The 25,941-nt window shown below is 49.1% G+C and carries 22 protein-coding genes; 7 read left to right on the top strand and 15 right to left on the bottom strand.

Going from position 1 to position 25,941, the window contains the following annotated elements; all coding sequences use genetic code 11:
- Positions 1-80: 80 nt before the first annotated feature.
- From I0P70_RS04060 to I0P70_RS04110, 11 genes are all read right to left on the bottom strand, one after another.
- Positions 81-797, bottom strand: a complete 717-nt coding sequence (locus I0P70_RS04060; RefSeq protein ID WP_255530906.1) for a sulfite exporter TauE/SafE family protein — start codon at positions 795-797, stop codon at positions 81-83.
- 4 nt (positions 798-801) lie between these two features.
- Entirely contained in the window at positions 802-1,263 is a 462-nt protein-coding gene (locus tag I0P70_RS04065; protein ID WP_196114902.1) for a FixH family protein, read from the bottom strand.
- A 41-nt stretch (positions 1,264-1,304) separates the two neighbouring features.
- Positions 1,305-2,711 carry a cytochrome c oxidase accessory protein CcoG gene (gene ccoG / locus I0P70_RS04070; RefSeq protein ID WP_196114903.1) on the bottom strand — a complete coding sequence of 469 codons (1,407 nt, stop codon included), beginning with the start codon at positions 2,709-2,711 and terminating at the stop codon, positions 1,305-1,307.
- 221 nt (positions 2,712-2,932) lie between these two features.
- Positions 2,933-4,117: a c-type cytochrome gene (locus tag I0P70_RS04075; RefSeq protein WP_230391973.1), complete on the bottom strand. Its 1,185-nt coding sequence runs from the start codon at positions 4,115-4,117 to the stop codon at positions 2,933-2,935.
- 8 nt (positions 4,118-4,125) lie between these two features.
- Positions 4,126-4,320 (bottom strand): hypothetical protein, encoded by a 195-nt coding sequence (locus I0P70_RS04080; protein ID WP_196114905.1) that lies wholly within the window; start codon positions 4,318-4,320, stop codon positions 4,126-4,128.
- A gap of 90 nt (positions 4,321-4,410) precedes the next feature.
- Positions 4,411-6,597, bottom strand: a complete 2,187-nt coding sequence (gene ccoN / locus I0P70_RS04085; protein ID WP_230391974.1) for a cytochrome-c oxidase, cbb3-type subunit I — start codon at positions 6,595-6,597, stop codon at positions 4,411-4,413.
- A 144-nt stretch (positions 6,598-6,741) separates the two neighbouring features.
- Positions 6,742-6,927, bottom strand: a complete 186-nt coding sequence (gene ccoS, locus I0P70_RS04090) for a cbb3-type cytochrome oxidase assembly protein CcoS (RefSeq protein ID WP_196114906.1) — start codon at positions 6,925-6,927, stop codon at positions 6,742-6,744.
- Positions 6,928-7,062: 135 nt separating this feature from the next.
- Positions 7,063-9,471, bottom strand: coding sequence for a heavy metal translocating P-type ATPase metal-binding domain-containing protein (locus I0P70_RS04095; RefSeq protein ID WP_196114907.1), 2,409 nt, complete (start codon positions 9,469-9,471; stop codon positions 7,063-7,065).
- A gap of 315 nt (positions 9,472-9,786) precedes the next feature.
- Positions 9,787-10,491: a Crp/Fnr family transcriptional regulator gene (locus I0P70_RS04100; protein WP_196114908.1), complete on the bottom strand. Its 705-nt coding sequence runs from the start codon at positions 10,489-10,491 to the stop codon at positions 9,787-9,789.
- Positions 10,492-10,664: 173 nt separating this feature from the next.
- The gene (locus tag I0P70_RS04105) at positions 10,665-11,195 is read right to left on the bottom strand and encodes a plastocyanin/azurin family copper-binding protein (protein WP_196114909.1); all 531 of its coding nucleotides are present in this window, start codon (positions 11,193-11,195) and stop codon (positions 10,665-10,667) included.
- A gap of 37 nt (positions 11,196-11,232) precedes the next feature.
- Complete coding sequence (locus tag I0P70_RS04110; RefSeq protein ID WP_196114910.1) at positions 11,233-12,978, bottom strand: murein L,D-transpeptidase; 1,746 nt, start codon at positions 12,976-12,978, stop codon at positions 11,233-11,235.
- Between the two features lie 323 nt (positions 12,979-13,301).
- Here I0P70_RS04110 and I0P70_RS04115 point away from each other — a divergent pair, with 323 nt between their 5' ends.
- Positions 13,302-15,209, top strand: a complete 1,908-nt coding sequence (locus I0P70_RS04115) for a M1 family metallopeptidase (protein WP_230391975.1) — start codon at positions 13,302-13,304, stop codon at positions 15,207-15,209.
- A gap of 145 nt (positions 15,210-15,354) precedes the next feature.
- On the opposite strand, the gene I0P70_RS04120 is transcribed toward I0P70_RS04115, so the two are convergent.
- Positions 15,355-15,858: a ferritin-like domain-containing protein gene (locus I0P70_RS04120; RefSeq protein ID WP_007660101.1), complete on the bottom strand. Its 504-nt coding sequence runs from the start codon at positions 15,856-15,858 to the stop codon at positions 15,355-15,357.
- A gap of 350 nt (positions 15,859-16,208) precedes the next feature.
- On the opposite strand from I0P70_RS04120, the gene I0P70_RS04125 reads away from it, so the two are divergent.
- Positions 16,209-17,108 (top strand): cyanophycinase, encoded by a 900-nt coding sequence (locus I0P70_RS04125; protein WP_196114911.1) that lies wholly within the window; start codon positions 16,209-16,211, stop codon positions 17,106-17,108.
- Here the strand turns inward: I0P70_RS04125 and I0P70_RS04130 are convergent.
- Entirely contained in the window at positions 17,105-18,034 is a 930-nt protein-coding gene (locus I0P70_RS04130) for an isoaspartyl peptidase/L-asparaginase family protein (protein ID WP_196114912.1), read from the bottom strand. The two genes, I0P70_RS04125 and I0P70_RS04130, sit on opposite strands and share 4 nt — an antisense overlap.
- A 168-nt stretch (positions 18,035-18,202) precedes the next feature.
- Between I0P70_RS04130 and I0P70_RS04135 the strand changes: the two genes are divergently transcribed.
- Together I0P70_RS04135 and I0P70_RS04140 are read left to right on the top strand one after the other, a co-directional pair.
- Positions 18,203-18,580, top strand: coding sequence for a DUF3127 domain-containing protein (locus tag I0P70_RS04135; protein WP_196114913.1), 378 nt, complete (start codon positions 18,203-18,205; stop codon positions 18,578-18,580).
- Positions 18,581-18,734: 154 nt separating this feature from the next.
- Entirely contained in the window at positions 18,735-19,355 is a 621-nt protein-coding gene (locus I0P70_RS04140; protein WP_196114914.1) for a helix-turn-helix domain-containing protein, read from the top strand.
- Between the two features lie 451 nt (positions 19,356-19,806).
- Here I0P70_RS04140 and I0P70_RS04145 read toward each other — a convergent pair whose 3' ends face one another.
- Complete coding sequence (locus I0P70_RS04145) at positions 19,807-20,277, bottom strand: toxin-antitoxin system YwqK family antitoxin (RefSeq protein ID WP_230391976.1); 471 nt, start codon at positions 20,275-20,277, stop codon at positions 19,807-19,809.
- A gap of 270 nt (positions 20,278-20,547) precedes the next feature.
- Between I0P70_RS04145 and I0P70_RS04150 the strand changes: the two genes are divergently transcribed.
- Entirely contained in the window at positions 20,548-21,963 is a 1,416-nt protein-coding gene (locus I0P70_RS04150; RefSeq protein WP_230391977.1) for a PhoH family protein, read from the top strand.
- Positions 21,964-21,999: 36 nt separating this feature from the next.
- Here I0P70_RS04150 and I0P70_RS04155 read toward each other — a convergent pair whose 3' ends face one another.
- Positions 22,000-22,581, bottom strand: coding sequence for an SRPBCC family protein (locus tag I0P70_RS04155; protein WP_196114915.1), 582 nt, complete (start codon positions 22,579-22,581; stop codon positions 22,000-22,002).
- Between the two features lie 198 nt (positions 22,582-22,779).
- Between I0P70_RS04155 and I0P70_RS21565 the strand changes: the two genes are divergently transcribed.
- The gene (locus I0P70_RS21565) at positions 22,780-23,229 is read left to right on the top strand and encodes a YkvA family protein (RefSeq protein ID WP_370583174.1); all 450 of its coding nucleotides are present in this window, start codon (positions 22,780-22,782) and stop codon (positions 23,227-23,229) included.
- 352 nt (positions 23,230-23,581) lie between these two features.
- A complete protein-coding gene (locus tag I0P70_RS04165) occupies positions 23,582-25,909 on the top strand; it encodes a S46 family peptidase (RefSeq protein ID WP_196114917.1) in 2,328 nt (775 codons plus the stop codon).
- Positions 25,910-25,941 lie beyond the last annotated feature (32 nt).

The following is a 25,941-nucleotide window of genomic DNA, read 5'->3' on the forward strand; positions in this document are numbered from 1 at the left end:
TAAAGGTATAGGTGGATCGCATAGGATACAGTGAGCTGCATCACCTCAAAAAGTGACTTTTAACAGTATTGGCTTTACAGCTATTTTGGCTTGGAGCAGCAGCTCATCTCGGTGGTATGCTGTTCTGTTTGCACTACTTTAGGACTCAGGTATGGTATACCCAGGCCAAGGCCGCGTACAATGAACAGCACAGCCAGTGCCATACCCACATAGGGAACGGCCCTGTTAAACATACCTCTCACCTTCAGGCTAATAAGTTTACCGGAGAGCGAGACGATATACATGAGCGGGAAAGTGCCCAATCCGAAAAGTGCCATATAGAGCATGGCACCACCTATACCCGGGGCACTGATGGCGCCTGCCAGGGCAATATATACGAACCCGCAGGGAAGCAGACCGTTGAGCATACCTACTATGAAAAGTGAGCCCAGTGAGTTTTTCTGAAAGTAGTAGCCAAGCTTTTTGCGAACCCAGCCCATCACTTTGTCTGTACCCAGTACACTGGATGCCTTGCCTTTGAGAGCGGCCGGCAGCACCAGCAGCAACAGGATCAAAACACCCGAAACAATGGAAACTGTTTGTTGCAGGCCTGCCATCTCAAGTGACTGACCAAAAGCGCCCGCGAGTGCGCCCAACGATGCGTATGTAACGATGCGACCACCATTGTACAGGAGCCGACCAGCGTAGTAACGCCAGCCGGAACTCCCGACAAATGGTAGCGCCATTGCTATAGGGCCGCACATCCCGACACAATGGAAACTGCCTAATAAACCAAATAGAAATCCTGCCCAGATCATGGCCTTACTTTATTTGGATGGTTTTTTCAGAATAATATGCTTCTGCTCCGTCGCTGAAGTTCACGCGAACTTTCCACAAACCTTTTTCAAGGTTTCCTACTTCTATGAGTTGGCTTAAGTCGCGACCCAACTGCAGCGGCATTTGCTGGTCCAGCTTATTGTCTGACGGGCGGAAAAGGGTCACCATACCGGTTAACTTCTTGTCGCTGTAAGTGGCGGGTACCTGCAATAGAATGGTCTGGCCCTCCTCCTTGTAAGTTAGCATTACATCACCCAGCGCCTGGGTGCGGCGCACGCGGTCGATCTGATCCTGGTATGCGATCTCCTGTGCGTAGTAGTCTTTGCTCACCAGGTCCACGTCCTGGTTCATGGCCTGTATCACAAAGTAGACGATGTAACCCATGAAGGATACCAGCCCGATTACAATGGCATAAGGCCAGAAAGTGAATTTTTTATCTTTAGTCATGATGATTGCGCTTGAATGGTTGCTTTAAAATGAAGCGGTAATTATTTGGCAGGTGCCAGGAACTTGGTGTCCTGCGTGGTGATCAGCTCACCTTCATGGTACACCCCGATCTCAATTTTGGCGTTCATGCCGGTCAACTGGCTCTGCGGGATCTCTGCGAAGAACACCCCATCTGCCTTGCCCTGGGCTGGCAGCACCAGTTCACTGCCCACCATCTGAATAGATCCATCCTTGTTTAGCAGTTTCAGGGTAAGCGGCATATCGGTATTCGTTTTATTGATTACCGAAATATTGTACAGGTTCTTCACCGTGCCCTGCTCTGTTTTCTGGTACAGCTGACCTGGTGTGCGCAGTACGGTGGCTTCTGCATCATCGCGGGTCAGTAGCAATGCAGTCAATGCAACTAACAGAAGCATCAACACGGCACTATAGCCCATCACCCGTGGCGTAAACAGCTTCCACTGGCGGCCTTCTGCAATAGCTTCCTCAGAATCATAGCGGATCAACCCTTCTGGCTTGTCGATCATGCGCATGATGTCATTGCAGGCATCAATACAGGCTGTACAGTTAATGCACTCCAACTGCTGCGCCCCGTTGCGGATGTCTATACCTGTCGGGCATACCTGTACGCACTGGTGACAGTCGATGCAGTCGCCTTCGGTACGCTCCTGCCCTTTGCGCAGTTTGCCCCGTGGCTCGCCACGGCCGTAGTCATAAGCTACTGTCAGACTTTTCTTGTCAAGCATCACACCTTGCAGGCGGCCGTATGGACAAACAATGGTACATACCTGCTCCCGGAAATAGGCAAACACCCAGTAAAATACACCGGTGAATACCAGCATGGAGCCGAAGCCCGCCAGGTGATTTGCCGGACTGTCAGTGATGATTTCTTTCAGGGCATCTATACCTATGATATAAGCCAGGAAGGTATTTGCGATGATAAAGGAGATCAGTAGGAAGACAGCGGTCTTGGAGCCCTTCTTCAGGATCTTCTCGCTGTTCCAGGGCATTTTATTCAGAGCCCGTTGCTTGGTGTAGTCGCCCTCTATCAGGTACTCGATGCGACGGAAAACCATTTCGAGGAAGATCGTCTGCGGACAGACCCAGCCACAGAACAGCCTGCCATAGATCACCGTGAAGAGGATGATGAACACGACCATGGCCAGAAAGGCCACCACCAGAATAAAGAAGTCCTGGGGCCAGAAGAGGATTCCGAAGATCACGAACTTGCGCTCCACAATGTTGAGCATCAGCAGTGGTAATCCATTGATCTTGATAAACGGCCCGGCAAACAGAAAAGCCAGCAAGCCATAGCTCACCCACTTTCTGTAGTCGTAGAGTTTCCCTTTGGGTTTTTTAGGGTATACCCATACCCTTTTACCATGCTCGTCTACTGTCGAGATATGGTCACGGAACTCGTCCGGAGCTGTTTGTAATTTAGTTGCCATGGCAGTTTAATTTGTGCGGATATTAATCCTGCCCGTTGAAATTTATAATGGTAGCCAGTAGCTGCTTTGTGCTGCTCTTTGCTGATACAAAATTCCGAATTCGTGCCTTGGTAAAAGATGACCAAAGTCATTCTTCCAGGTGATTGTCATCAGTAATCCCCTAAAACACAAAAAGCAGGCACTCTTTCGAATGCCTGCCTCTCATGAAGGGAGGTGTTGGTTTACTCTTTCTCGCCCTGAGCCTCTTTGGCATTAGGCGGGTTGCTGCCCTGCAGTGACAGGATGTAGCTACTTACTTCCAGCATCTGGTCTTTGGTCAGTTTACCCTGCCAAGGCACCATGCCTTTGCTTGGTACACCAAATTTCACTGTCTTGAAGATTTCGTTTACATCACCGCCGTGGATCCAGTATTCGTCTGTCAGGTTAGGGCCTACCGTACCTTCACCCGCCTGGCCGTGACAGGCCGCGCAGTTCTGTAGGTAGATTGCCTTGCCAGACTCAAGCGCACCGGCATCTGTCAGCACTTCAAAGTTTGTAACCGCATTCGGGTCTTCCACATTCTGAGCAGCAATCAGGGCTGCCTGCTGCATCTCCATTTCGTACTCTTCTGCCTGCAGTGCACCTGTGCGGAACACATGGTAGTGAAGCATATAGCCTACAGCAAACACAATCGTCACATAGAACATGTACTTCCACCATGGCGGCAGGTCGTTGTCATACTCCTGTATACCATCGAAATCGTGATTGGAGTGGATCTCATCCTTGGCCTTGCCCGTCATCACCGTAGCATCACCGCTCATCAGCGCGTATATACGACCTGAGAAAGTAGACTGAAATTCTTCATCCTTCAGCGAGTCGCCCATCATCGGTACGATCACCCGGAAAAGCATGACCAATACTACCACGATCAGCAGGATGATCAGGCCAACCAGACCGTAGATAAAATGCACGATCGGTGGCAGGTCCATAAAGGCGACATCCTGTACAGCAGCCGGTGTATCAGCTTTCACTGTTGTTGTAGCTGCCGTCTCTTCCGCCTGGGCAGGTGCAGCGGCACTGGCCTCTTTTATGTAGGCGATCACATGGTTGATGTCATCGTCAGAGAGAGAACCTTCGAATGCCGGCATCGGCATTTTTTTGAACTTCTCGTAAACAGCCACTGCATCTGCATCACCTGACTGGATCAGTTCCTGCGAGTTACTAATGAACTTATGCAGCCATTCATCCCCGCGACGCTCATGCACATCCTTCAGGGCTGGACCTACGATGTCGGCATCCATGCTGTGGCAGGCGGCGCAGTTTCCTTCAAATATTTTCTTGCCCTGCACTGCATCCTGCGCAAATGCCGCAGCACCCGTCATCAGGACAAAACCGGCCGCCAGTGCTAGTTGTCTCAGTTTATTCATGGGAGATTTCATTGTCTGTTCCCTCCTATTGTTTGGTCTTGATCTTCGTCAGTGCAGGCAAAGCTGCTCATGCTGCTCACATACTTCTTGTCCATCAGGGCCACATAAACCAGCAGACCCAGGAAGAACAAAAAGAAGATAGTAAATGAAATGAGCGGGTATATTTCAATGCCATCTATGGCTTGTAACACGTTCTTGTACATTGTCTTAGAATTTTAGACGGTTTGACTTTGTGACAAAGGACTTCTGGATTGAACGTCTGTCCTTTGTCATGCAGTCTTTTGTCAGGTTTACTATTCTTCTACTTCTTCAGCTTTCACCTTGATGTCGGTACCCAGACGCTGTAGGTAGGCGATCATGGCCACGATCTCGCTTTCAGGGCGCACTTCCAGGCCTTCTTTGGCTAGGTCGGCGGTGATTTCACGTGCCTGCTTCATCAGTTCTTGGTTTGCGTTGGCAATGTACTCGTCCTCGTAAGGCACACCCAGTTGCTTCAGCACTTCCAGTTTCTTCTGGGTAGTTGTCAGGTCCACATCCTGCTCAAACAGCCATGGGTAAGCCGGCATGATAGAGCCTGGTGACATGGAAGTCGGGTCGAGCATGTGGTGATAGTGCCAGCTGTGCGGATACTTACCGCCTACTCTGTGAAGATCCGGACCGGTACGCTTAGAGCCCCAAAGGAAGTTGTGGTCATACACAAACTCACCAGCTTTAGAGTACTCGCCATAGCGCTCTGTCTCTGATCTGAATGGACGAACCATTTGCGTATGGCAGTTCACACAACCCTCTTTGATGTACAGGTCACGTCCCTGCAACTCGAGTGAGGTATAAGGCTTCACGCTGGCGATGGTCGGCACGTTTGACTTGATCACGAAGGCAGGTATAAACTCTACCAGACCGCCAATCAGGATGGCAACTGTTGCCCAAACCGCCATTTGCATCGGGCGCTTTTCGATCCAGCTATGCCAGTGACCGGCATTGTGACTCACTTCTTTGACAATCGGAGGAGCGATGGCCGCCTCATTTGCCTCTAAAGCACCAGACTTAGCCGTCTTATACAGGTTGTAGATCATCAGGAACACACCGCTCAGGTATAGCACACCACCGATACCACGCAGGTAGTACATTGGCACGATCTGCAGCACAGTCTCCAGGAAGTTAGAGTACTGCAAAGTACCTTCTGCTGTGAATTGTTTCCACATCAGACCTTGGGTGAAACCTGCCCAGTACATAGGTATAGCGTAGAACAGGATACCCAGTGTACCTAACCAGAAGTGTGCGTTAGCCAGCTTCTTAGAGTGTAGTTGTGTTTTGTAAAGGCGTGGGAACAACCAGTACAGCATCGCAAATGTCAGGAAGCCGTTCCAGCCCAGGGCACCTACGTGCACGTGTGCTACGATCCAGTCCGTAAAGTGCGCGATGGCGTTTACGTTTTTCAGCGACAGCATCGGACCTTCAAAAGTAGCCATACCATAAGCGGTGATCGCTACTACCATGAACTTGAGTACCGGCTCTTCACGTACCTTATCCCAGGCACCACGCAGCGTGAGTAGACCGTTGATCATACCACCCCAGCTTGGAGCGATCAGCATCACAGAGAATACTACACCCAGTGATTGTGCCCAGTCAGGCAGTGAGGTATACAGCAAGTGGTGCGGACCAGCCCAGATGTAAATGAAAATCAGCGACCAAAAGTGTATAATTGAAAGTCTGTATGAGTATACCGGACGGTTCGCAGCCTTCGGCAGGAAGTAGTACATCAGGCCCAGGAACGGCGTTGTCAGGAAGAACGCAACCGCGTTGTGGCCATACCACCACTGCACCAGCGCATCCTGCACCCCGGCGTAGCCAGAGTAGCTTTTGAAGAAGTTTACCGGAATTTCGTAAGAGTTAACAATATGCAGTACCGCTACTGTCAGGAAAGTGGCAATGTAGAACCAGATGGCTACGTACATGTGCTTTTCGCGACGCTTAGCGATGGTACCGAACATGTTCCAGCCGAACACCACCCAAACCAATGTAATAGCGATGTCGATTGGCCACTCCAGCTCAGCATACTCTTTAGAAGTCGTAATGCCCAGCGGAAGTGTGATCAGAGCAGCTACAATAATCAGCTGCCAGCCCCAAAAGTTCAGTTTACTGAGTTTGTCGCTGTACATGCGCGATTTACAAAGGCGCTGCAGCGAGTAATACACACCCATAAAGATGGCGTTACCAACGAAGGCAAAGATCACCGCATTGGTGTGCAGTGGCCTGATACGGCCGAATGTTGTGTACTGGTTACCCATGTTCACATCGGGGTTGGCGAGCTGGAACGCGATCAGCGTACCGATAATCATACCGGCTACGCCCCAGAATACGGTAGCGATACCAAAGTCGCGAACGATCTTGTTGTCGTAGAAAAAGGATTCGATCCCCCCTGAATCTTGACCTACCCGTTTCGGGTTCGGCTCTAAGACAGTTGCTACATTAGTTGACATGTGCGGTGTCCTCCATTGGTTAAGATGTGTTGTATAATTCTGTTTGTTTGCTTGTTAATCATGTGCAAAATTGAGAATTCAGCTCCTCCGAAAAGATGACCAAAGTCATTCTTCTAGGTGATTGTCATCAGTAATCGAATTGACTTATGACTGCTTCTGACCTGGTTTTTCGGTTTTAGGCACGCCGTTGAACTCGTTTTCGAATAGCATGCGAACGGCTGGTGTATAGTCGTCGTCGTACTGTCCGGAGCGAACTGCCCACAGGAAAGCGGCCAGGAAACCAGCTGCTACAAGCACACTGACAGCGATAAGAACAAATATGATATACATGGTTAGTGAGTTAGTGAGTTAGTGAATGAGTGAGTGACTGAGTTAGTTATTGAATGAGTGAATTGGTTAAAGTGTGAATGTCTATACCTGCGAATATTATTCACTCATTCACCCAACCGCTCATTCACTCAATTATCAAAGTCCCGCTTTTTTAGCTGCGTACTTCACGGAGAGTGTGGCGAAGGTCATCACGCTGAGCGTACTGATCGGCATCAGGATAGCGGATACGATCGGTGTAAAGAGCCCCATCACGGCCATGGTCAGTCCGACCACGTTGTAAACCAGCGACACAGCGAAGGTCAACAGGATCAGCGTCATGGTCTTCTTGGAGAACTTCAGGAACAGGCTCAGTTTGTCAAATGACTCCGCATCCAGGATAGCATCGCAGGAGGGTGAGAAGTTGGTGACGCTGTTGCTTAGGGCTATACCTGCATCACTCTGCTTCAGGGCACCGGCATCGTTGAGACCGTCCCCTACCATCAGCACCTGTCGATGATCCTGCTCTTTCAGCTTCTGGATGTACTCCAGTTTCTGAACCGGCGACTGATTGAAGTTCAGTTCTGCTTCGTTGCCGAGCAGTTCCCGTAGTCGTGCTTCTTCGTGGTCGTTGTCACCGGAGAGCACAGCGATCTTTTTTTCTTTCAGATCGCCCAGCACGCTGCTCAAACCATTGCGGTATACATTGAAGAAGGTATAGTAACCCAGTACCACGCCATCTACAGACACATAAACTGTAGTTTTGAGGGTGTCTTTTTGCTTGTCTGCAGGTACGCCGAGGTATGCTGCAGAACCAACACGCACCAGCATACCGTTCACTTCGCCAACCAGTCCTTTACCAGTATATTCCTGGAAACCAGTCACTGGAGCTGTGCTGCCTTGTATAGACTCACTGATGCGTTGGCTCAATGGGTGCGTTGAGTGGCGTAGCACTGAAAGTATTGCTTGTTGCTGAGGCTCGGAAAGTGTTTTACCAGTGTAAGTTACCTCTGCCTCACTTGGCTCTGTAAGCGTACCTGTTTTGTCGAAAACGACTGTATCGATCTTGGCTAGTCGCTCTACTACGCCGGTGTTTTTGAGGTAGAACTTGTTGCGTCCGAACACCCGCATAGTATGGCCGTGCACGAATGGCGTAGCCAGAGACAGAGCACAAGGACAAGCGATGATCAGCACAGAAGTGAAGGCTTTCATCGCGATATCCATGTCACGCGGCACCCAGTATACGAGTGCACCGGCAGCCACCATCAATGTCACGATTATGAAGTACTTGCCTGCTATATTAGAGTAGGTGTGCAGGTACTGCTCTTCGTTCTTAGAGAAGACCGTGTCGTTCCAGAGTTGCGTCAGGTAGCCTTGTGATACCTCTTTTACCACTTCCAATTCGATGCTCTCACCTACCTGCCGTCCACCCGCGTAGATCACCTCTCCTACCACCTTCTCAACCGGCTCAGACTCACCGGATACAAAACTGTAGTCGATCATGGCACGACCGTGCAGCAGAATGGCGTCGGCAGGTATAAGTTCCTGGTTACGAATGCGGATACGATCTCCCACCTGAAGGTTTCGTACAGCGGTAGATGATTCCTCTCCGTTCTCTTTGAGCACCGTAATAGATACTGGGAAATAAGAGGTATAGTCGCGGTCAAAAGACAGCGTGTCGTAGGTGCGTTGCTGGAAGTACTTACCGATCAGCATGAAGAATACCAGGCCTGTGAAAGAGTCCAGGTAACCTGGTCCATGGCCAGTGAGGATGTCAAACAGGGATACAAAGAAGAGCGCTAATAGACCAGTTGAGATCGGCAGGTCGATGTTGACCATACGCTGCTTTATACCCTCCCAGGCTGAAGTGAAGAAACCACGTGCACTGTAGAAGAAAACAGGTATAGAAAGCAGGATGCTGAGGTAGCCAAAGAAAGAGCCGAAGCTGTGCTGCAGCCCCTGCGTAAAGTCCAGGTAATCCGGGAAAGCCAGCAGCATCACGTTACCGAAAGCAAAGCCGGCTATACCTAGCTTGTAGATAATGGTGCGGCTTTTTGTGGTCGTTTTCTTGCCATCTGTGTCGGCCAGCGTGATGGCTGGTTCGTAGCCAATGCGGGTCAGCAACTCCACTACTTCACGCAAAGAAGTCTTTTCGTGAAAGTAAGTCAGGGCGACTTCTTTGCGCATGAAGTTCACCGTCGTCTCGGCTATACCTGGGTTCAGCTTAAACAGGTTCTCCAGCAGCCAAATGCAGGAGCTGCAGTGCATCTGCGGAATATAGAAGGTCAGCTTACAGATCTTGTCGCTGCGGAAGTTAATCAGTTGCGCCTCCACACCCGGATCATCCAGATAGGCAAAACGGGCATCCGAAACCGGTTTTTTGCCAGTCAGGCCCGGGCTTTCCTCCAGGTTATAATAGGTGCAGAGATTGTTTTCTTCTAGAAGTTCATAAACGGCTTTACACCCATCGCAGCAGAAGGCTTTCTCGTGTGCTACAATGGGCTCGTCACCACAGGAATCCCCGCAGTGATAGCAGTTCTGAATATTGGTTTGGAGTGCGGCTTCCATCACAATTATCCTTTATTAATGTCTGGTACAAAGGTAATTGGGAGGCAAAGCCTAAAAGATGATGCATGTCACTTTCTGAACTGATAATGCTCAGTGCATACTCTGGCAGGATGCCCGACATTTGTAACATCAAACATGGTAATCAAGGCAGGCAGCAAAGTGCTCGAAGCCTTTTAAGATAATGTTTTGTGATTAAAGTTTAGTGTTTAGTATAAGGTGATTTTAGCTTAGAGGAGAGACTGAGCTACAATAACGGCAGGCGTGATACGGCTGCCGTTTTTTATTGCCCATACCTGATACTTTGCGCCAGCCGGCCTAGTCGTACATGTGGCTGATCTTGTAGAGCTTGTCGTGATCCAGAATGGTGATGGAGCTGCCTTTAGCGGAGATGAGTCCTTCGTCTTTGAACTCAGAAAGTAAGCGGATGGTCGTTTCTTTGGCAGTGCCTACAATAGAGGCCAGATCTTCACGGGAGATGGAAATGGTGAACTGATCACCTTCTTCGCGTTCCTGGTAGGTTTTCTGTAACAGCAGCAGAGCTTCTGCCAGACGCTCGCGCACCGGCTTGTAGGCCATCTGCACCATGCGTTCTTCTGCCTCACCCAAGGCATTGGAGATCAGCTTCATCAATCCACCCGCAAATTCTACGTTCTGGCTAATCAGCTCCAGGAATTGCGAGCGGGGTATAAAGCAGATCACGGCATCTTCGAGCGCAACTGCTGAGGCAGAATAGTTCGTGTCGGCCATCAGGGCACGGTAGCCGATCAGGTCGCCTGGTTTAGCGAGTCGCACGATCTGCTCTTTGCCGTCGCTCCCCAGCTTGGCGATTTTGATCTTACCGGAATTAATACAATAAAGTCCAGATGGTTTACCTCCCTCATGAAAGATCAGCTGCCCTTTCTTGTAAGCGAAACATGATTTCGTTTCAGAAAGGTGCGACAGTTCGGATGCTCTGCAGCAGCTCAATAGGGAGTTTGCTCGGCTCGAACAGTTCAGACAGTCAGGGTTGGTGAATTTCATAAGCAATCAGGATGCTGCAAAAGTATGCATTCGCCTGTTATATCGTATGCCTTCTAACATGGTTTTTTTGCATTTCGTTCTAAGGCTATACCTGTAAGTGTTTAAAGCTCAAAAAGAAAGCCCCTGCTTGAGAGCAGTGGCTTTCTGAAATTTTAAATTGCTTGAATTGATTACTACTTGATTATCAGCTTTCCTTTCATCAACGGCGTTTCGCTGGGGTACGTGTTCACGAACTCATACACCCCGGTTTTGTCAGGGGCCGTAAACTCCATTGTCACGGTCTGGCCGGGTAGTGCCAGTGGTGATGCAGCCAGCATCAGGGTGCTGTCGGGCAGGTAATTGCCGGAAGCACCCGCCTCGCTCCCTTTTCGGGCAACCTGTGTTGAATAGCCCTCTTTCGTAAATACGATGTTGTAGATCATCTTAGGATCTTTTCCCTCGTTTGTAAATGCCAGCCTGACATGCGAGCCGGCTTTCACCTCAATTGTGTCCTGATCGAAGGTCATACTTTCCAGTTCCTCGCCTCCTATAGCCCGGATACTTACTTCCTCAACATCCTGCAGTGTGGTATCCTGCTCCTCTTCCTGTTGCATCAGCGGCTCATCCGTTATTCTTTCAGGCCTGTCACCTGTCTCCTGCTGGTTGCCGCATGCGGAGGCAAACAGTAAGACAGAGAACAAACCAATTATCCATATCTGTTTCATAGCTCGATTGTTAAGATTGAGTGCTTATACCTGGAGTTTAGCTGAACAGCTCCTGCTCCAGTCTCTTGTCGTGTCCGTATATATCGTCACGGAAGTGGACGTTTCCATCTTCATCGACCCAACTGGTGAAGTATACCAGGTATACCTGTACCTTTTTAGGTAAAGTGATCCAGGTCTCTTCTCCCCCATTGATCGTCTCCTCAATGCGGCTTTCTGTCCACTCCGGCATGTCTTTCAACACGTATTTGGCCAGGTCCATGGGGCGCTGCAAACGTACGCAGCCGTGGCTAAATCCGCGCTGGGTCTGGCTGAACAGGGAGCCGGAAGGTGTATCGTGCAGGTAGATGGCATGCTCGTTCGGAAACAGGAACTTCATGGTACCCAGGGCATTCTTCGGACCCGGACGCTGTCGCACCATATAAGGGAAGGTCTTCTCAGTCACAGATGTCCAGTCGATAGACGATGGCGAGATTTGTTTCGGATTACGCTCTTTGGTTACAACTTCCATGTTTTGGCCTTCCAGGTAACTTGGGTTGCGGGCCATAGCCGGTGCGATCTCTTTTTCAACAATACTGTTGGGAATGTTCCAGTAAGGTGCAAGAACCACATATTCCATTTTATCGCTGAATATAGGCGTGGAATTCAGCTCCTTGCCTACGATCACGTTCATTTCCATTGTTTTTTTGTAAGAGCGCTCAGCCTCCGGACTGTTACTCGGATCTTCATAAACATACATCTTGTATTCTGGGATATTGACCCAAATGTATTTCTGATCCAGACTCTTAGGCACCAGTCGCTTTGGTATCCAGCGCCAGCGCTCCATGTTCATCATGATCTGCTGAATGCGATCCTCCACCGGCACATTCATCATGCGCAGCGTGTTGCCGCCTACTTTACCATCAGGGACGATGCCATGCAGTTCCTGAAACGATTTCACCTGCGCCTCTAGTTTATCATCAAACTTGCGCATAGCCGGATCGTTGGCATTGATCTGTGCACTGGGGTCAAGTCGCTTGCGGAGCGAAATGACAGCAGCGGCTGTATCTCCCTTCTCCAGTATTTTGCGATTGCCCAATTTTACTTTTGCCCAGCCGCCTTTTTCTTCCAGTTCGCGGTAGCGCTGCAGGGCGTCCCGTAGGTCGGTGTAGCCCTTGTGCAAAGCTTCAAACTCGTAATAGGGATAGGTACTTTCTCGCTCCTTCAGAATAGTCTGAAGTGCCTTATGCAGTTTAATTTTGTTGTTGCGCACGCCCCACTGCACCTGTTTTATGTTGCTCGGGTTGATGCGCCCACGGTAAAAGTCAGAGGCATAGTTGAAGTAAGTACCTGTCAGGGCAATGTCGATCTGTTGTTGCAGTTCCAGCCGGGCAGAGTCCTTACGGCCCATATCGTTGTAGCGGTTGATCATTTCGTCTATGGCGACCACCTTGTACTCTTTGGGATCAAGACCTTCTTTAGAGGCATTGTTTATTGTGGTCAACAGCTTCTCTGACTCAGGTACAAGATCAGATCCCTTGAACCAGGCCAGCCGGTATGCACGGTCACCGTAGAACTGGTAGATCAGGTCTTCGTGCTCTTTGAATTGCTTTTGCTGTGAAATATAGTCCTGAATGTATAGGCTGTCAGTTTCAGTAGCTGCCAGGGTATTGAGGCCTAGCATTTCTTTTACGCCCCCTGTTCCCTCTTCTTTGCTTTCGCCGCTCTGGTTACAGGAAGCTAAGCTGAACAGGCAAAGGAGGACAAGGCCTATTGGTTTTATTTTTCTTAGGATGAAAGGGTTCATGTGTGTTGGTTTAATGGCCTACTGTGTCAGGTTTATAATCCGGTAGAACTATATCGCCCTTTAAATTGTGCTATTTTACAGTAGTGGTTGCCTTTTTATCTTGATTTTGCCTTATGTACTTCAAACTGGCATAAAATGTTCTGTACAAGGCTGCATAGCGTGTTGAAAGCAGTCAGCCTGTTTCAGCTGCACAAAGCAGATCAACTTAACTGTCAAAACCGAGCCTCTATAACATATTACGTACTGCAAGCGCGTGTCGATACGTTTAGACGCTGATACTTTACAGTTCCTGACAAATAATGTATCTTACCACACCATAACTAATGTATACAATGACTCCATACCGTAAATTCTTACTTGGCCTGGGCTTGGCCGGAAGTCTGCAACTAGGCGCCTGCTCCACCCAGACCACTACGACAGATGAAACTATGACAGCAGAACAGCAAGGAATGGCCCAGGCGCCAAGCGATGTGCACAGCTTTGCCAAACCGGCAGAGGCTGTGGCACACCACCTGGACCTCGACATCGCCGTGAATTTTGATCAGAAAGTGATCTCCGGTAAAGCCTCTTACCAGATAGAGAATAAGGCAAAAGGCAACGAGATTATTTTCGATACCCGTGGTCTTGAAATTGAGCAGGTATATCTGGGCAAGGAGCAGACTCCTACTACCTTTAAGCTGGGCGATGAAAAGGAATTCCTGGGTCGTCCATTGATCATTGCGATACAGCCTGAGACAGACTATGTCACCATCCAGTATCGCACCACTGCCACTGCAGACGCGCTGCAGTGGCTTAATCCGCAGCAGACAGCCGGCAAGAAGCATCCGTTCCTGTTCACGCAGTCACAGGCGATCCTGGCACGCACCTGGATTCCGATACAGGACAGCCCAGGTATACGCATCACTTACAGCGCTAAAGTACAGGTGCCGAAAGAACTGATGGCCGTGATGAGCGCCGAAAACCCGCAGCAGAAAAACAATACCGGTAGCTATACCTTTGAAATGCGACAGGCAATCCCGTCCTACCTGATGGCGCTTTCCGTGGGCGACATGGTGTTTAAGCCGATCGGGCAACAGACAGGTATCTATGCCGAACCTGCTACGATTGATGCGGCCGTGTATGAATTTGCAGAGATGGACAAGATGCTGGTAGCGGCTGAAAAACTGTATGGCAAGTACCGCTGGGACCGCTACGATTTGCTGGTGCTGCCTCCTTCTTTCCCCTTCGGAGGTATGGAAAACCCGCGCCTAACCTTTGTAACCCCTACCGTATTGGCTAAAGACCGCTCCCTGACCAGTCTGATCGCGCACGAACTGGCGCACAGTTGGAGCGGTAACCTGGTGACCAACGGCACCTGGGATGATTTCTGGCTGAATGAAGGCTTTACGGTTTACTTTGAGCGCCGCATCATGGAGGAGATCTATGGGAAAGACTACGCTGACATGCTCAACGTGCTCGGCTATCAGGATTTGCAGCATACCCTGGAAGACTTGGGGCCGAATAGTGATGACACCCGCCTGAAACTGGACCTGGAAGGACGTGACCCGGACGAAGGACTGACAGATATTGCTTACGAAAAAGGTAATTTCTTTCTGCAGAACATTGAGCGGGTGGTTGGCCGTGAACGCTTTGACCAGTTCCTGAACAAATACTTCCAGACCTTTGCGTTCCAGAGCACCAACACGGACCTTTTCCTGGATTTCCTGCGCAAGGAGCTGATTCAGGGTGACGAGAAAATTGCTGAGCAGATCAACATCGAAGGCTGGGTGTATACGCCAGGGCTACCGGAAGATCATGCCAAACCAACCTCGAAGCGTTTCGCCCAGGTAGAAGAGTCATTCAAAGCCTGGCAAAGCGGCAAGCCAGCCAATCAGCTGCAAACCAAAGACTGGTCCAGCCACGAATGGCTGCACTTTATTCGCATGCTGCCTGAGCAGATGAGCCAGCAGCAGTTGGCTGAGCTCGACAAGGCCTTCGGATTTACGAACTCCGGCAATTCTGAAGTACTGGCCGCCTGGTTCATCCATACCATCCGCAACAATTATACTGCAGCGGATCAGGCCCTCGATAACTTCCTGACCAATGTAGGTCGTCGCAAATTCCTGGTGCCGATCTACAAAGCCCTGGCTGCTACACCTGCCGGTAAGAAAAAAGCACAGGAGATTTATGTGCGTGCCAAGCCGAATTACCATGCAGTATCTACCAACACACTGGATGCCATGCTGAAATAGGTATAGCAACCTTAAACAAAAAAGCCCTGCAGCAATGCGGGGCTTTTTCGTTGGTACAGGTATAAACGAAAAAAATCTGTCTCCTTCTGGCCAGCTTGGTTAGCATGGGGAAAGGACAGATTTTTTTCCTTATTTCGTTAGAGCTTTACTTTGCTCCTTTGTGTTCGGCTTTTACATTGATCTTGCTTTCAGCCAGATCAGTCAGCTTGAGGTCTGTGGCTTTTTCTTCTTCCAACGTGGTGTGCAACAGGTTCAGTATCTCTTTGTGACCTAGCTGCTTGGCATAGGTACAGAGGGTGCCGTAACCGGCGATTTCGTAGTGCTCCACACGCTGGGCAGAAGCGATCAGGGCGGCGTCCATCACATCAGAGTCAGCGTTTTCGGACATCATGTCCTGCGCTTCTTTGATGATTCCTTCCATCGCCTTGCATTTTTCGCCAGAGGCCTTCATGCCCAAAATATCGAAGACTTGTTCCAGTCGCTCTATTTGTTTCTCTGTTTCGCTTAAGTGCATTTCAAAAGCCTTCTTGAGCTGAGAGGACGAAGCCTCTTTCATCATTTTCGGAAGTGCTTTTGTAATCTGCTTTTCAGCGTTATAGATGTCCTTGAGCTCGTGGACAAATAAGTCGTTCAGGTTGTTTAGTTTCATAGCTTGGAAAGGTTTAGCGTCGTAAATAAATATAAGCCTGGGCTTGTGTGATTACTATACGGCAGGTTATTGCAGAGGTTTAGAAAATATAACTTTTATTAGATAAAATATATATAGCAAGATCGCATATCAAGGAGATATATAACAAATATGATATTCGTATTGTTTTGCCTATGCTTATTTTTTTGAGTGCAATTCAACTAAATGAAGAAATATGCCCTTAAATCAGAATAAAGGCTTTATGTCCGTAACGATTTTCAAAAATATAGGTAATCTTAGGGGAGGGTTATGATGGCTGCTGCAATCATACCTTCACTGTAACAATACAATTAGCATAAAAAGAAGCACCCGTGGATAGACCAAAAGGAAAGCTGATAGCCATTGGCGGAAACGAAGACAAAGGCTCATACCCCAACCCAAAACACAAAAAGAAATATTACCTCGATTTCTTTGAGCTGGGAATATTAAAGCGTTTCCTGAGTGAGATACCTGCCCGCAAACCTGCCATTGAAGTGATTACGACAGCATCGCTTATACCTGAAGAAGTGGGTGAACGCTATGAGAGTGCATTTGCCATTTTAGGCTGTGAGAATGTGAACATGTTGCACATCCGGGAAGAGGAAGACGCCCTGAAACCTGAATACCTGGAGCGGATCCGAAAAGCAGATGGTGTCATGTTCAGCGGTGGTGATCAATCCCGGCTTACCCGCATTTTCGGCGAAACAGAATTTCTGCAGATCATCAAGGACAGGTATTGGCACGAGGACTTTGTTGTCGCCGGCACCAGTGCGGGCGCCATGGCCATGTCAGAGATCATGATCAAGGGCGGCAGCTCTACCGAAGCATTGCTGCGAGGCTCCGTTAAGATGGGACATGGTTTTGGCCTGATCAACGGCGTGATCATCGACTCGCACTTTGTGATACGTGGACGCTTCGGGCGCCTGATGGAAGCCGTCGTGACGCACCCCAAAACAGTAGGTATAGGTCTTGGCGAAGATACAGGCGTCCTGATCACAGACGGCCACATGATCGAAACCATTGGCTCCAACCTGGTCGTGGTAGTTGATGGTCATGGCGTAAGATATACCAACATCAATGATATAGAGAACGGACGACCTGTTGCCATTGCCGGCATGATGATGCATGTACTGGCTAAGGGCAATGTGTTCAACATAAACTCACGTGCCTTTTACAAAGACATGGAAGATGTTGAGAAGAACGAAATGGCATCCGAGTCTAGCAGCAACTAGTTTTTATAAATAGAAACCCTGCCCTCCTTATCTCCGCTGGTTCTGTAGCCCCTGTACATCCCTTCAGAGTTAAAAGGTAGGGCGATGTTGCCTTTATTGTCTACTGCGATAAGGCCGCCCTCACCCCCAAACCGGACAAGCTTGTCCATCACTACTTCATCGCAGGCTTCCTGTAAGGTATAGCCTTTGTATTCCATCAGGCAGGAAACGTCGTAGGCGACCACCGCCCGAATAAAAAACTCTCCATGGCCTGTGCAGGATATCGCACAGGTGTCATTATTCGCATAGGTACCTGAGCCGATCACCGGGCTGTCCCCGATGCGGTTGTAGTTCTTGTTGGTCATACCGCCTGTGGAGGTAGCCGCAGCCAGGTCGCCATTGGCATCACGGGCTACAGCACCCACAGTCCCGAATTTGCGGTCCTCGGTATGGTCGAGCATGAAGATGTCGGTATCCCGTACATCCCGCCACTGCTTATAGCGGTGCTTGTCATAAAAGTACTCTTCCGGCTCAAAAGCGATGTCATACTTTCGGGCAAATTCCTCCGCCCCATAGCCACACAGAAACACATGGTCCGAGTGCTCAAGTATGGCCCTCGTAAGCCGCACCGGGTTTCGGATGCTACGTACGCCTGCCACAGCGCCTGCCTCCATGGTCTTGCCGCACATGATAGCCGCATCCATTTCATGTTTGCCTTCTTTAGTAAATACAGAGCCTTTACCGGCATTAAACAGTGGAGAGTCTTCCAGTAGCGCAACAGCCAGTTCTACTGCATCCAGGGCACTTCCCCCTTTTTCAAGTACCTGATAACCTTTGCTCAGGGCATGAGACAGGGCGCTTTTGTAGGCTTTCTCTAAATCGGGTGTCATAGATGCAGGCGTAATGGTGCCGGCTCCTCCGTGAATGGCAATTGCTAGGTTCTGCATAGGTATTTGGTGCGTTACAGTGGTTCCTACGCCAGCAAGCGCTTCGCTGTTTTGCCTGAGCTCTATTAAGGCGATTTTTTAAGAAAGCTGCCTTTTTTTAGTCCCGCCGAAACCAAAGATTTTGTATATTTGTAATTAGATCAATCTATTCATTCTAAAGTTTATTTTATGTCGTTTGATATTCAAGGAAAGCTGTACGAAGTGTTTGAAGAACAGCAGGTAAGTGAAAAATTCAGAAAGCGTGAGTTCGTGTTGGAGATTCCGGATGGTTCATTCACGCAGTACTGCAAGTTCCAGCTGACACAAGACAAGTGTAACCTGATCGACAACTACAAGCCGGGCGACGAAGTGAAAGTTACCTTTAACCTGACAGGCAAGCCATTCACTAAAAACGGCCAGACCATGTACTTCACCAACCTGCAGGCGTGGCGTGTAGAGGGTGCTGCCGCAAACGGTGGTTTTGGTGCTCCAGCTGGTGCTCCGGCACAGGAGTCAGCTGCTCCTTCTTTCTACAGTAGCGATGCAGACAACGATCTGCCATTCTAATAAATATTGCGTATAAAAAGAGCGAGCCCCCACAGGCTCGCTCTTTTTATGCTTTCTTGACGCTGCACGTAGCTTACATATTTAAGACAAGGCAGCTAACATCGCTTTTCATTTTATCATCAGGTATAGCCTCTATACCTACAGCCTTCTGACTATGGACGATTTACAGCGCCTGATCTGGCAGGGCGAAAATGATCAGGTAGACTTTAAACAACGGGTCACCCAGCCCGACAAAATAGCCCGCACCCTGGTTTCCTTTGCCAATACACGCGGTGGCACCATTTTGATCGGTGTGAAAGACAATGGCTATATCGTGGGCATCGACCCGGATGAAGAAAAACACACCTTGGAACTGGCAGCTGCATTCTACTGCGACCCTCCGCTGCAATTAGCTTATGAAGAAGTAGAGCTGGAGGGGCAAACGATTTTGAAAGTAACGGTGCCGGAAAGTGACCAGAAGCCGCATTTTGCTAAAGTGAAAGAGGATGACTGGCGCGGCTATGTGCGTGTGAATGATACGAGTGTGCAAACCAGTAAAATGGTAGAGAAGTCTATGCAAACGGAAGAGCCTGCTTTTGAGCGCATCCCACTCGATCGTCATGAGCGTGCCGTGCTTGATTACCTGGCGCTTAACCGGCGGGTTACGCTTCGACAGTATATGAAGATTGCGAATCTCTCTGAACGGAGGGCTTATCGGATGTTAGTGAAGCTGGTTATTCATGGGTATTTGCGGCTGCATGATAAGGAAAAGGAAGAGTATTATACTTTGAGTTAAGGTGTGTGTATGGCGCGAGCTTCCTAGCTTGTGTCGGGTATGGTGGCCAGGTATAGCTGTGGCTATTGCAGTTATAGTGAGTTTATTGTTCTATAGCTTCGCCTGTGCGGCGGGCACCTTTTCGCCTGGCCGGCGGGGCCTTACTTTTTTCCTTGATGAAAAAAGTAAGCAAAAAAATCAAGACGCTTTTAAACTCGCTGACCGCTCAAACACAAAATCGTCTTTTGTGCACTTTGCAAGTGTGTATGTTTCATAGCCAGCTTGCAAGTTAGTCTTGCTACACCTGCCAGTGGTTATTCACTACAGCGTTTATACCTGCATACTGGTAAAGGCAGCTAAGTACCCTTCGAATGGTGCAGGGGGATGACAATCGTGTACGAGAATCCTGAAAATCTTAAAATCCTGAAAATCCTGATTCAGACAGATTACAACCCAATTAATCCCCCTCCCATCATTTCCGGCTCAATTCCAGCTTGATCTCATTTCCCTTTTCATAGTACTCGGTGTGAGTAAGTTGGCCGGCGCGGTTGTAGACTTGCCAGGTGCCGAACCAGTAGTAGTGGATCACGCGCTCTGTTTCTACTACTCGTGCCATTCCCTGTTTTTCCAGTTCGCCGTTGTCGTGGAATAGCTTGACCAAGAACTCCTTGGAGTTGGGTTTGTGATACTCGATCTTACGGATGCTGCCATCCGGGTAATAGTAACGCCACTTGCCCCGCTCCTGCCCGTGCTTGAAACGGCCGTTGCGTAGCAGCGTGGTGTTGTCTGACAGGTATAGCTTCCAGCGTCCGTGGTGACGGCCCTCTTTGTCGAAACGGTTGTTCTTGAAGGGCCAGATGCCCTTCTTGGGCTTGGACTGCGCCTGCAGCGAAATCGGCATGGCGAGCAGCAGGATAAAAAAGAAGGTATAGTAGGTTTTCATACGACAAGCTTAATTGGTAAAGTTCGCATGGCACTGGCCTCAACAGATGATGTGTGCTTGAGCAAATATAAAAATAATTTTTCTTTTAACTAAATATTTAGTTGTACTAAAGAAACATGTAAATGGTTATGAATCAGGTATCTAAATTTTAAAGAAAATTATTTGCTGTAACAGAGCATGTGCGTAAAAATAAATAGCCTGTTTCAAAGATAGACTAAGCGCTATGTAATTGCGTAAAAAGAGTATGTTCAGCCCTTTAGCCCTTCCCTTATGCCCAAACAGACGAAGACAACCCAAGACAACACCGAAAAAAATTCCCGCACGGCCAGCAAGGTAAAAGCTTCGGCTAATAAGAAACCCTCTGACACAAAAGAAAAGAAAATATTCGTACTCGATACCTCTGTCATTCTCTACGACCACAGTGCAGTGCAGAACTTCCAGGAGCACGATGTGGCTATACCGATCACGGTGCTGGAAGAGCTTGACAACTTCAAGAAAGGCAACGATATCAAGAACTTTGAGGCCCGTGAGTTTATCCGTTTCATCGATAAGCTATCCTCTGAGCACATGCTGCAGGAGTGGATCCCGCTCAATGGCAAAACCAAAGGCAAGTTTAAGGTGATGATGAATGGCAGCGCCAAACTGGACGCTACAAAGATCTTCGGTGATAAGAACGATCACCACATCCTGAACTCCGCCCTGCACATGCAGCAGGACTTTCCGAAAAGCAAAGTGGTGCTGGTGACTAAGGATATTAACCTGCGTCTCAAGGCCCGTGCACTCAACCTGATCGCGGAAGACTATGAAACCGGCAAGATTCAGGATGTAGCTGGTTTGTATACTGGCAGTGACACCTTAGATGAGATTGATTCGGGTGTAATCAACGAGCTCTATGAAAAAGGCAATGCTGTCAGCGGCAAAGTGATCAAGGAAACGCCGCCTGACAATCACTACTATGTGCTCAAAAGCTTTAAGAACTCGATTCTCTCCTACTACAACCCAGCTGATGATCAGTTTGAGCGGGTTGACAAGCAGACGGCCTATGGTGTGAAGCCGCGCAACGCCGAGCAGACTTTCGCCATGCATGCCTTGTTAAATCCGCGCATAAAATTGGTGAGTATACAGGGCGTAGCCGGTACAGGCAAGACGCTGCTGGCTCTGGCAAGTGCCCTGGAGCAACGCCGTGATTACAAGCAGATCTACCTGGCCCGCCCGATCGTGCCGCTCAGCAACAAAGACATCGGCTACCTACCCGGTGATATCAAATCGAAGCTCAATCCTTATATGGAGCCGCTATGGGACAACTTGAAGTATATTCAGAACCAGTATGCCGAGAACAGCAAGGAGTACCAGAAGCTGAGAGAGCTGGTGGAGCTGGAGAAACTGGTGATCACGCCACTGGCTTATATCAGAGGTCGCAGCCTTTCGAACATTTATTTTATTGTGGACGAAGCGCAGAACCTAACGCCGCATGAAGTGAAAACCATCATTTCCAGAGCGGGAGAAAATACCAAGATCGTATTTACAGGTGACATTTACCAGATCGACACACCATACCTGGACTCGCAGAGTAATGGCCTCTCCTACCTGATTGACCGGGCCCGCAACCATCCCTTGTATGCGCACATCACCCTGCTGAAAGGCGAGCGATCTGAGCTGGCCAACCTGGCGAACGAACTGCTTTAGTTATACCTGTATCAAAGCAAAAGGCCGCTGCTATACCTAGCTGCGGCCTTTTCTGTTGGCTAATTGTGCTTTGCTTTCTGCTTTAGCCACAGGATCAAACAAAGCTTTGAGCGATAGCAGGCTTTGTTCTGTTTCCTGCTCGGTTTTCAGTTTCTTAAAGAAGCCTCTATATTTGTTATAAGGGTCGCCTGCCACTTTTGAGCGCTGTTGCCATACCACCCGTGTTCCTTCTTCCAACGGTTCGAGGCTGAAGATGCCAATGGTCTCAAAGTCCTCTCCTTTGGTGAGTTGTTTGTAGTAAAGTTCGGTTGGCGGGGTACTATCCGTAAAGTGCACTTTTACCATCCCCACCTTGTCGCCATTCCACTCCTGGTAGGCACCCTTGCCGGTGAGCGGACCACCATAAAGGCGGATCATGGTGGGGTCATAGGCTTTGTTCCAGGCATTCCACTTTTCCCATTCGGTTGGGTTGTTCAGGTAGGTGAATACCTGCTCTGGTCTGGCATTGACCACGATGGAGCGCCTGACCTCGTAGGAGTCAGGAAGCAGAAATGAACCGAGGTATACTGCGGCCGAAGCTATCAGCAACGACACCAGCACGATGAGTGGCGCTTTCATATACAATGCGACATGCCTAGAGGTGTATGGGATAATTTGATGCTAAAGGTACACCAATTTAAAGGAGAAAAAACAACACAGTCAAGCAAGTTTGTAAGAATATTTTTTCTGCATAATATAGCCTCCCTTTGCCTGAAACCACAGTTTATACCAATTAGCAGGATGTTGCCGTATAAGGGCCAAACAAAAGACATAAACATGATTCAGGAACTCATAAATAAAGGATTCAAACTATCGCAACACACTATTTTCAAAGGCTTTCTAGGCAAAGCCGGCGCCCTGGTATCCAAGCCTGTGAAACTGGGCATGCTGCTGACCACAGCTTATGGCAAATTGGTGGACGTAGAGAGCGACAAAAGCGGCTTCGATCAGGTAAAGGAAGTCATGCAGACGTTCATCCGCCTGGTGAAGGCCTACATTAACGGCTCGTACCGGGAAGTATCGAACAAGTCGCTGCTGGCTGGTGTGGCGGTACTGCTATACCTGGTTACGCCTCTCGACGTAATCCCCGACTTTATACCTGTGATCGGCTTCCTGGACGACATCAGCCTAATGGCTTGGTTCATCGATTCCTTTCAGAAAGAGATCTCCAACTTCAAAACCTGGGAAGGGAACAAGAACTTTGAGCCGACGATGGGAACGCTTTAAAGTTTAGGAGTTTGAGAGTTTATGATTTAAAAGGTGTAATTCTGTAGGGACGGGTCGCGACCTGTCCGAATCGTGCACAGGTATTTGAATATCCTGAACTGTCATCTCGACAGAATGGAGAGATCTGGATTATTTCAGTGTATTGGCACTAATCCAGATCTCTCACTAAAAGAGGCCCCCTACCCCCAGTTCGAAATGACACTTAAATTCTTAAGCAGAGCGTAAAGGTAGCAACCTATTCCTACAGGATTACTTCCCTAACTCCTAAACTCTCAGACTCCTAAAATCCCAATCTCCCAAACTCATATTTCTTACGTATCTTGGGTGTTCAAAACCAACTCTTATAAAAACCATGATCAGTAAGCGCATTATAGCATTTTTTGCTGCAGCCTGTCTGAGTCTGGGTATAAGCACGGCCAAGCCTGATGAAGGCATGTGGCTGCCTATGCTCCTCAAGCAGCTCAACGAAGCAGAAATGCAGAAAAAGGGCATGAAGCTCTCTGCCGAAGACATTTACAGCATCAATCAGTCGAGCCTCAAGGATGCCATCGTTTCGTTTGGCGGTTTCTGTACCGGCGAAATGATCTCTTCCGAGGGTCTTCTGCTTACCAACCACCATTGCGGCTATGGGCAAATCCAAAGCCACAGCTCTGTTGAGAAAGACTACCTGACCGAAGGCTTCTGGGCCATGAACCGTGAGCAGGAGCTTCCGAACCCTGGTCTATTTGCCACCTTTATCGTGCGCATGGAAGACGTGACGCAGCAGATTCTGGCAGGTATACCGGCTAACGTAACAGAGGCTGAACGCGAGAAAATGGTGCAACAAAACATCGCGAAGGTACGCCAGCAGGCTGTTGCCGGTACCCACTACGATGCTGTTATCCGTCCGTTCTTCTACGGCAACGAATACTACATGTATGTGACCGAGACTTTCCGCGACATCCGTCTAGTGGGTGCTCCTCCCTCTTCTATCGGCAAGTTTGGTGGCGACACCGACAACTGGATGTGGCCGCGCCATACTGGTGACTTTGCCATCTTCCGCATCTATGCCGACGAGAACAACAACCCGGCAGAGTATTCTCCGAACAACAAGCCTTACAAACCAAAGCATCACCTCCCAATTTCACTGAGCGGTGTGCAGGAGAATGACTTCACGATGGTGTTCGGTTTTCCGGGCCGTACGAACGAGTACCTGACTTCGCATGCTATTGAGGAAATCTACGAAACCTCAAATCCGCACAAGATCAAGATCCGAGACACGAAACTGGCTGTGCTGGATAAGGACATGAAAGCCTCTGACGCCGTGCGCATACAGTATGCCGCTAAGTATGCCAGCGTAGCCAATGCCTGGAAAAAGTGGATCGGTGAGAACCGTGGCCTGCGTAAGGCCAACACCATTGCCCGCAAACAGGAGCTTGAGAAGCAGTTCACCGCCTGGGCTAGTGCTGATGCCAGCCGTAAGCAGACGTATGGCAACCTAATCGCCGACTTTGAAAAGAACTACAAGCAGCTGGAGGGCATCACGATCGCCCGCGACTACATTATGGAGGCTGCCTGGGGTGTGGAGCTGGTGCGCTATGCCAATGACTTTATCAAATTAAACGAGCTGATCGAAGCAAAAGCACCGCAGCAGGAGATCAACGCCCAACTCGACCGCCTTGAAAAAGGTGTGGCTGGTTACTTTAAGAACTACAATGCGCCGACCGATAAAAAGGTATTCGCTGCTCTAATGGGCATGTATTACGAGAACCTGGACCAGAAACTGCATCCGTCAGCCTTCGCGATGGTGCGCTCGAAATACAAAGGCGATTTCAGCAAGTATGCGGACGAAGTATACAGCAAGTCGCTTTTCACTTCTGAAGCCGGTGTGCGTCAGGCGATCGCTGATATCAAAGCGGGCAAAACCAATCCATTGAAAAATGACCCGGCCTTCCAGCTGGCCAGCAGCATCAATGACTACTACCGCACGAACGTGTTGCCTACTTACACTAAGGTGAACGACAACCTGAACCTGCTGTACAGAACGTATATGACGGGCTTGCGCGATATGCAGCAGGATCGTAAGTTCTACCCGGACGCCAACTCCACCCTGCGTGTAGCTTACGGTAAAGTAGAGCCTTACGAGCCAGTGGATGGCGTGAAGTATAAGTATTTCACGACCCTAGAAGGCATCATCGAGAAAGCTGCCTCTGGTGCTGCTGAAGACTACGCTATACCTACCCGTCTGCAGGAGCTGTACGACAAGAAGGATTACGGTTCTTACGGCGTGAATGGTCAGCTTCCGGTTGCCTTTATCGCTTCGAACCATACCACGGGCGGTAACTCCGGTTCTCCGGTGATCAATGCCAATGGGCAACTGATCGGTACCAACTTTGACCGCAACTGGGAAGGCACCATGAGTGACCTGACTTATAACCCGGACCAGGTACGTAACATTTCGGTAGATGTGCGCTACATGCTTTTCATTGTAGACAAGTTTGCCGGAGCTGGTCACCTGGTAAAAGAGATGACGCTGGTTACTGATAACACGTCTGGACTGCCGCAGGTAGATGCACGCCGCAAAAGGGAAGTACCTGCTGAAGCTTCGCAGCTTTCTAAAAGAGAGCAGCGCAAAGCCGAGAAAGCCGCTAGAAAAGCAGCCAAGAAGAAAGAAAAAGAGGCTGCGGAAGTTGTAAACTAAGCAAGGGCGTAGCCCCTATTTCATAAATCCCC

This window comes from Pontibacter sp. FD36 (genome assembly GCF_015686655.1).
GTDB lineage: Bacteria > Bacteroidota > Bacteroidia > Cytophagales > Hymenobacteraceae > Pontibacter.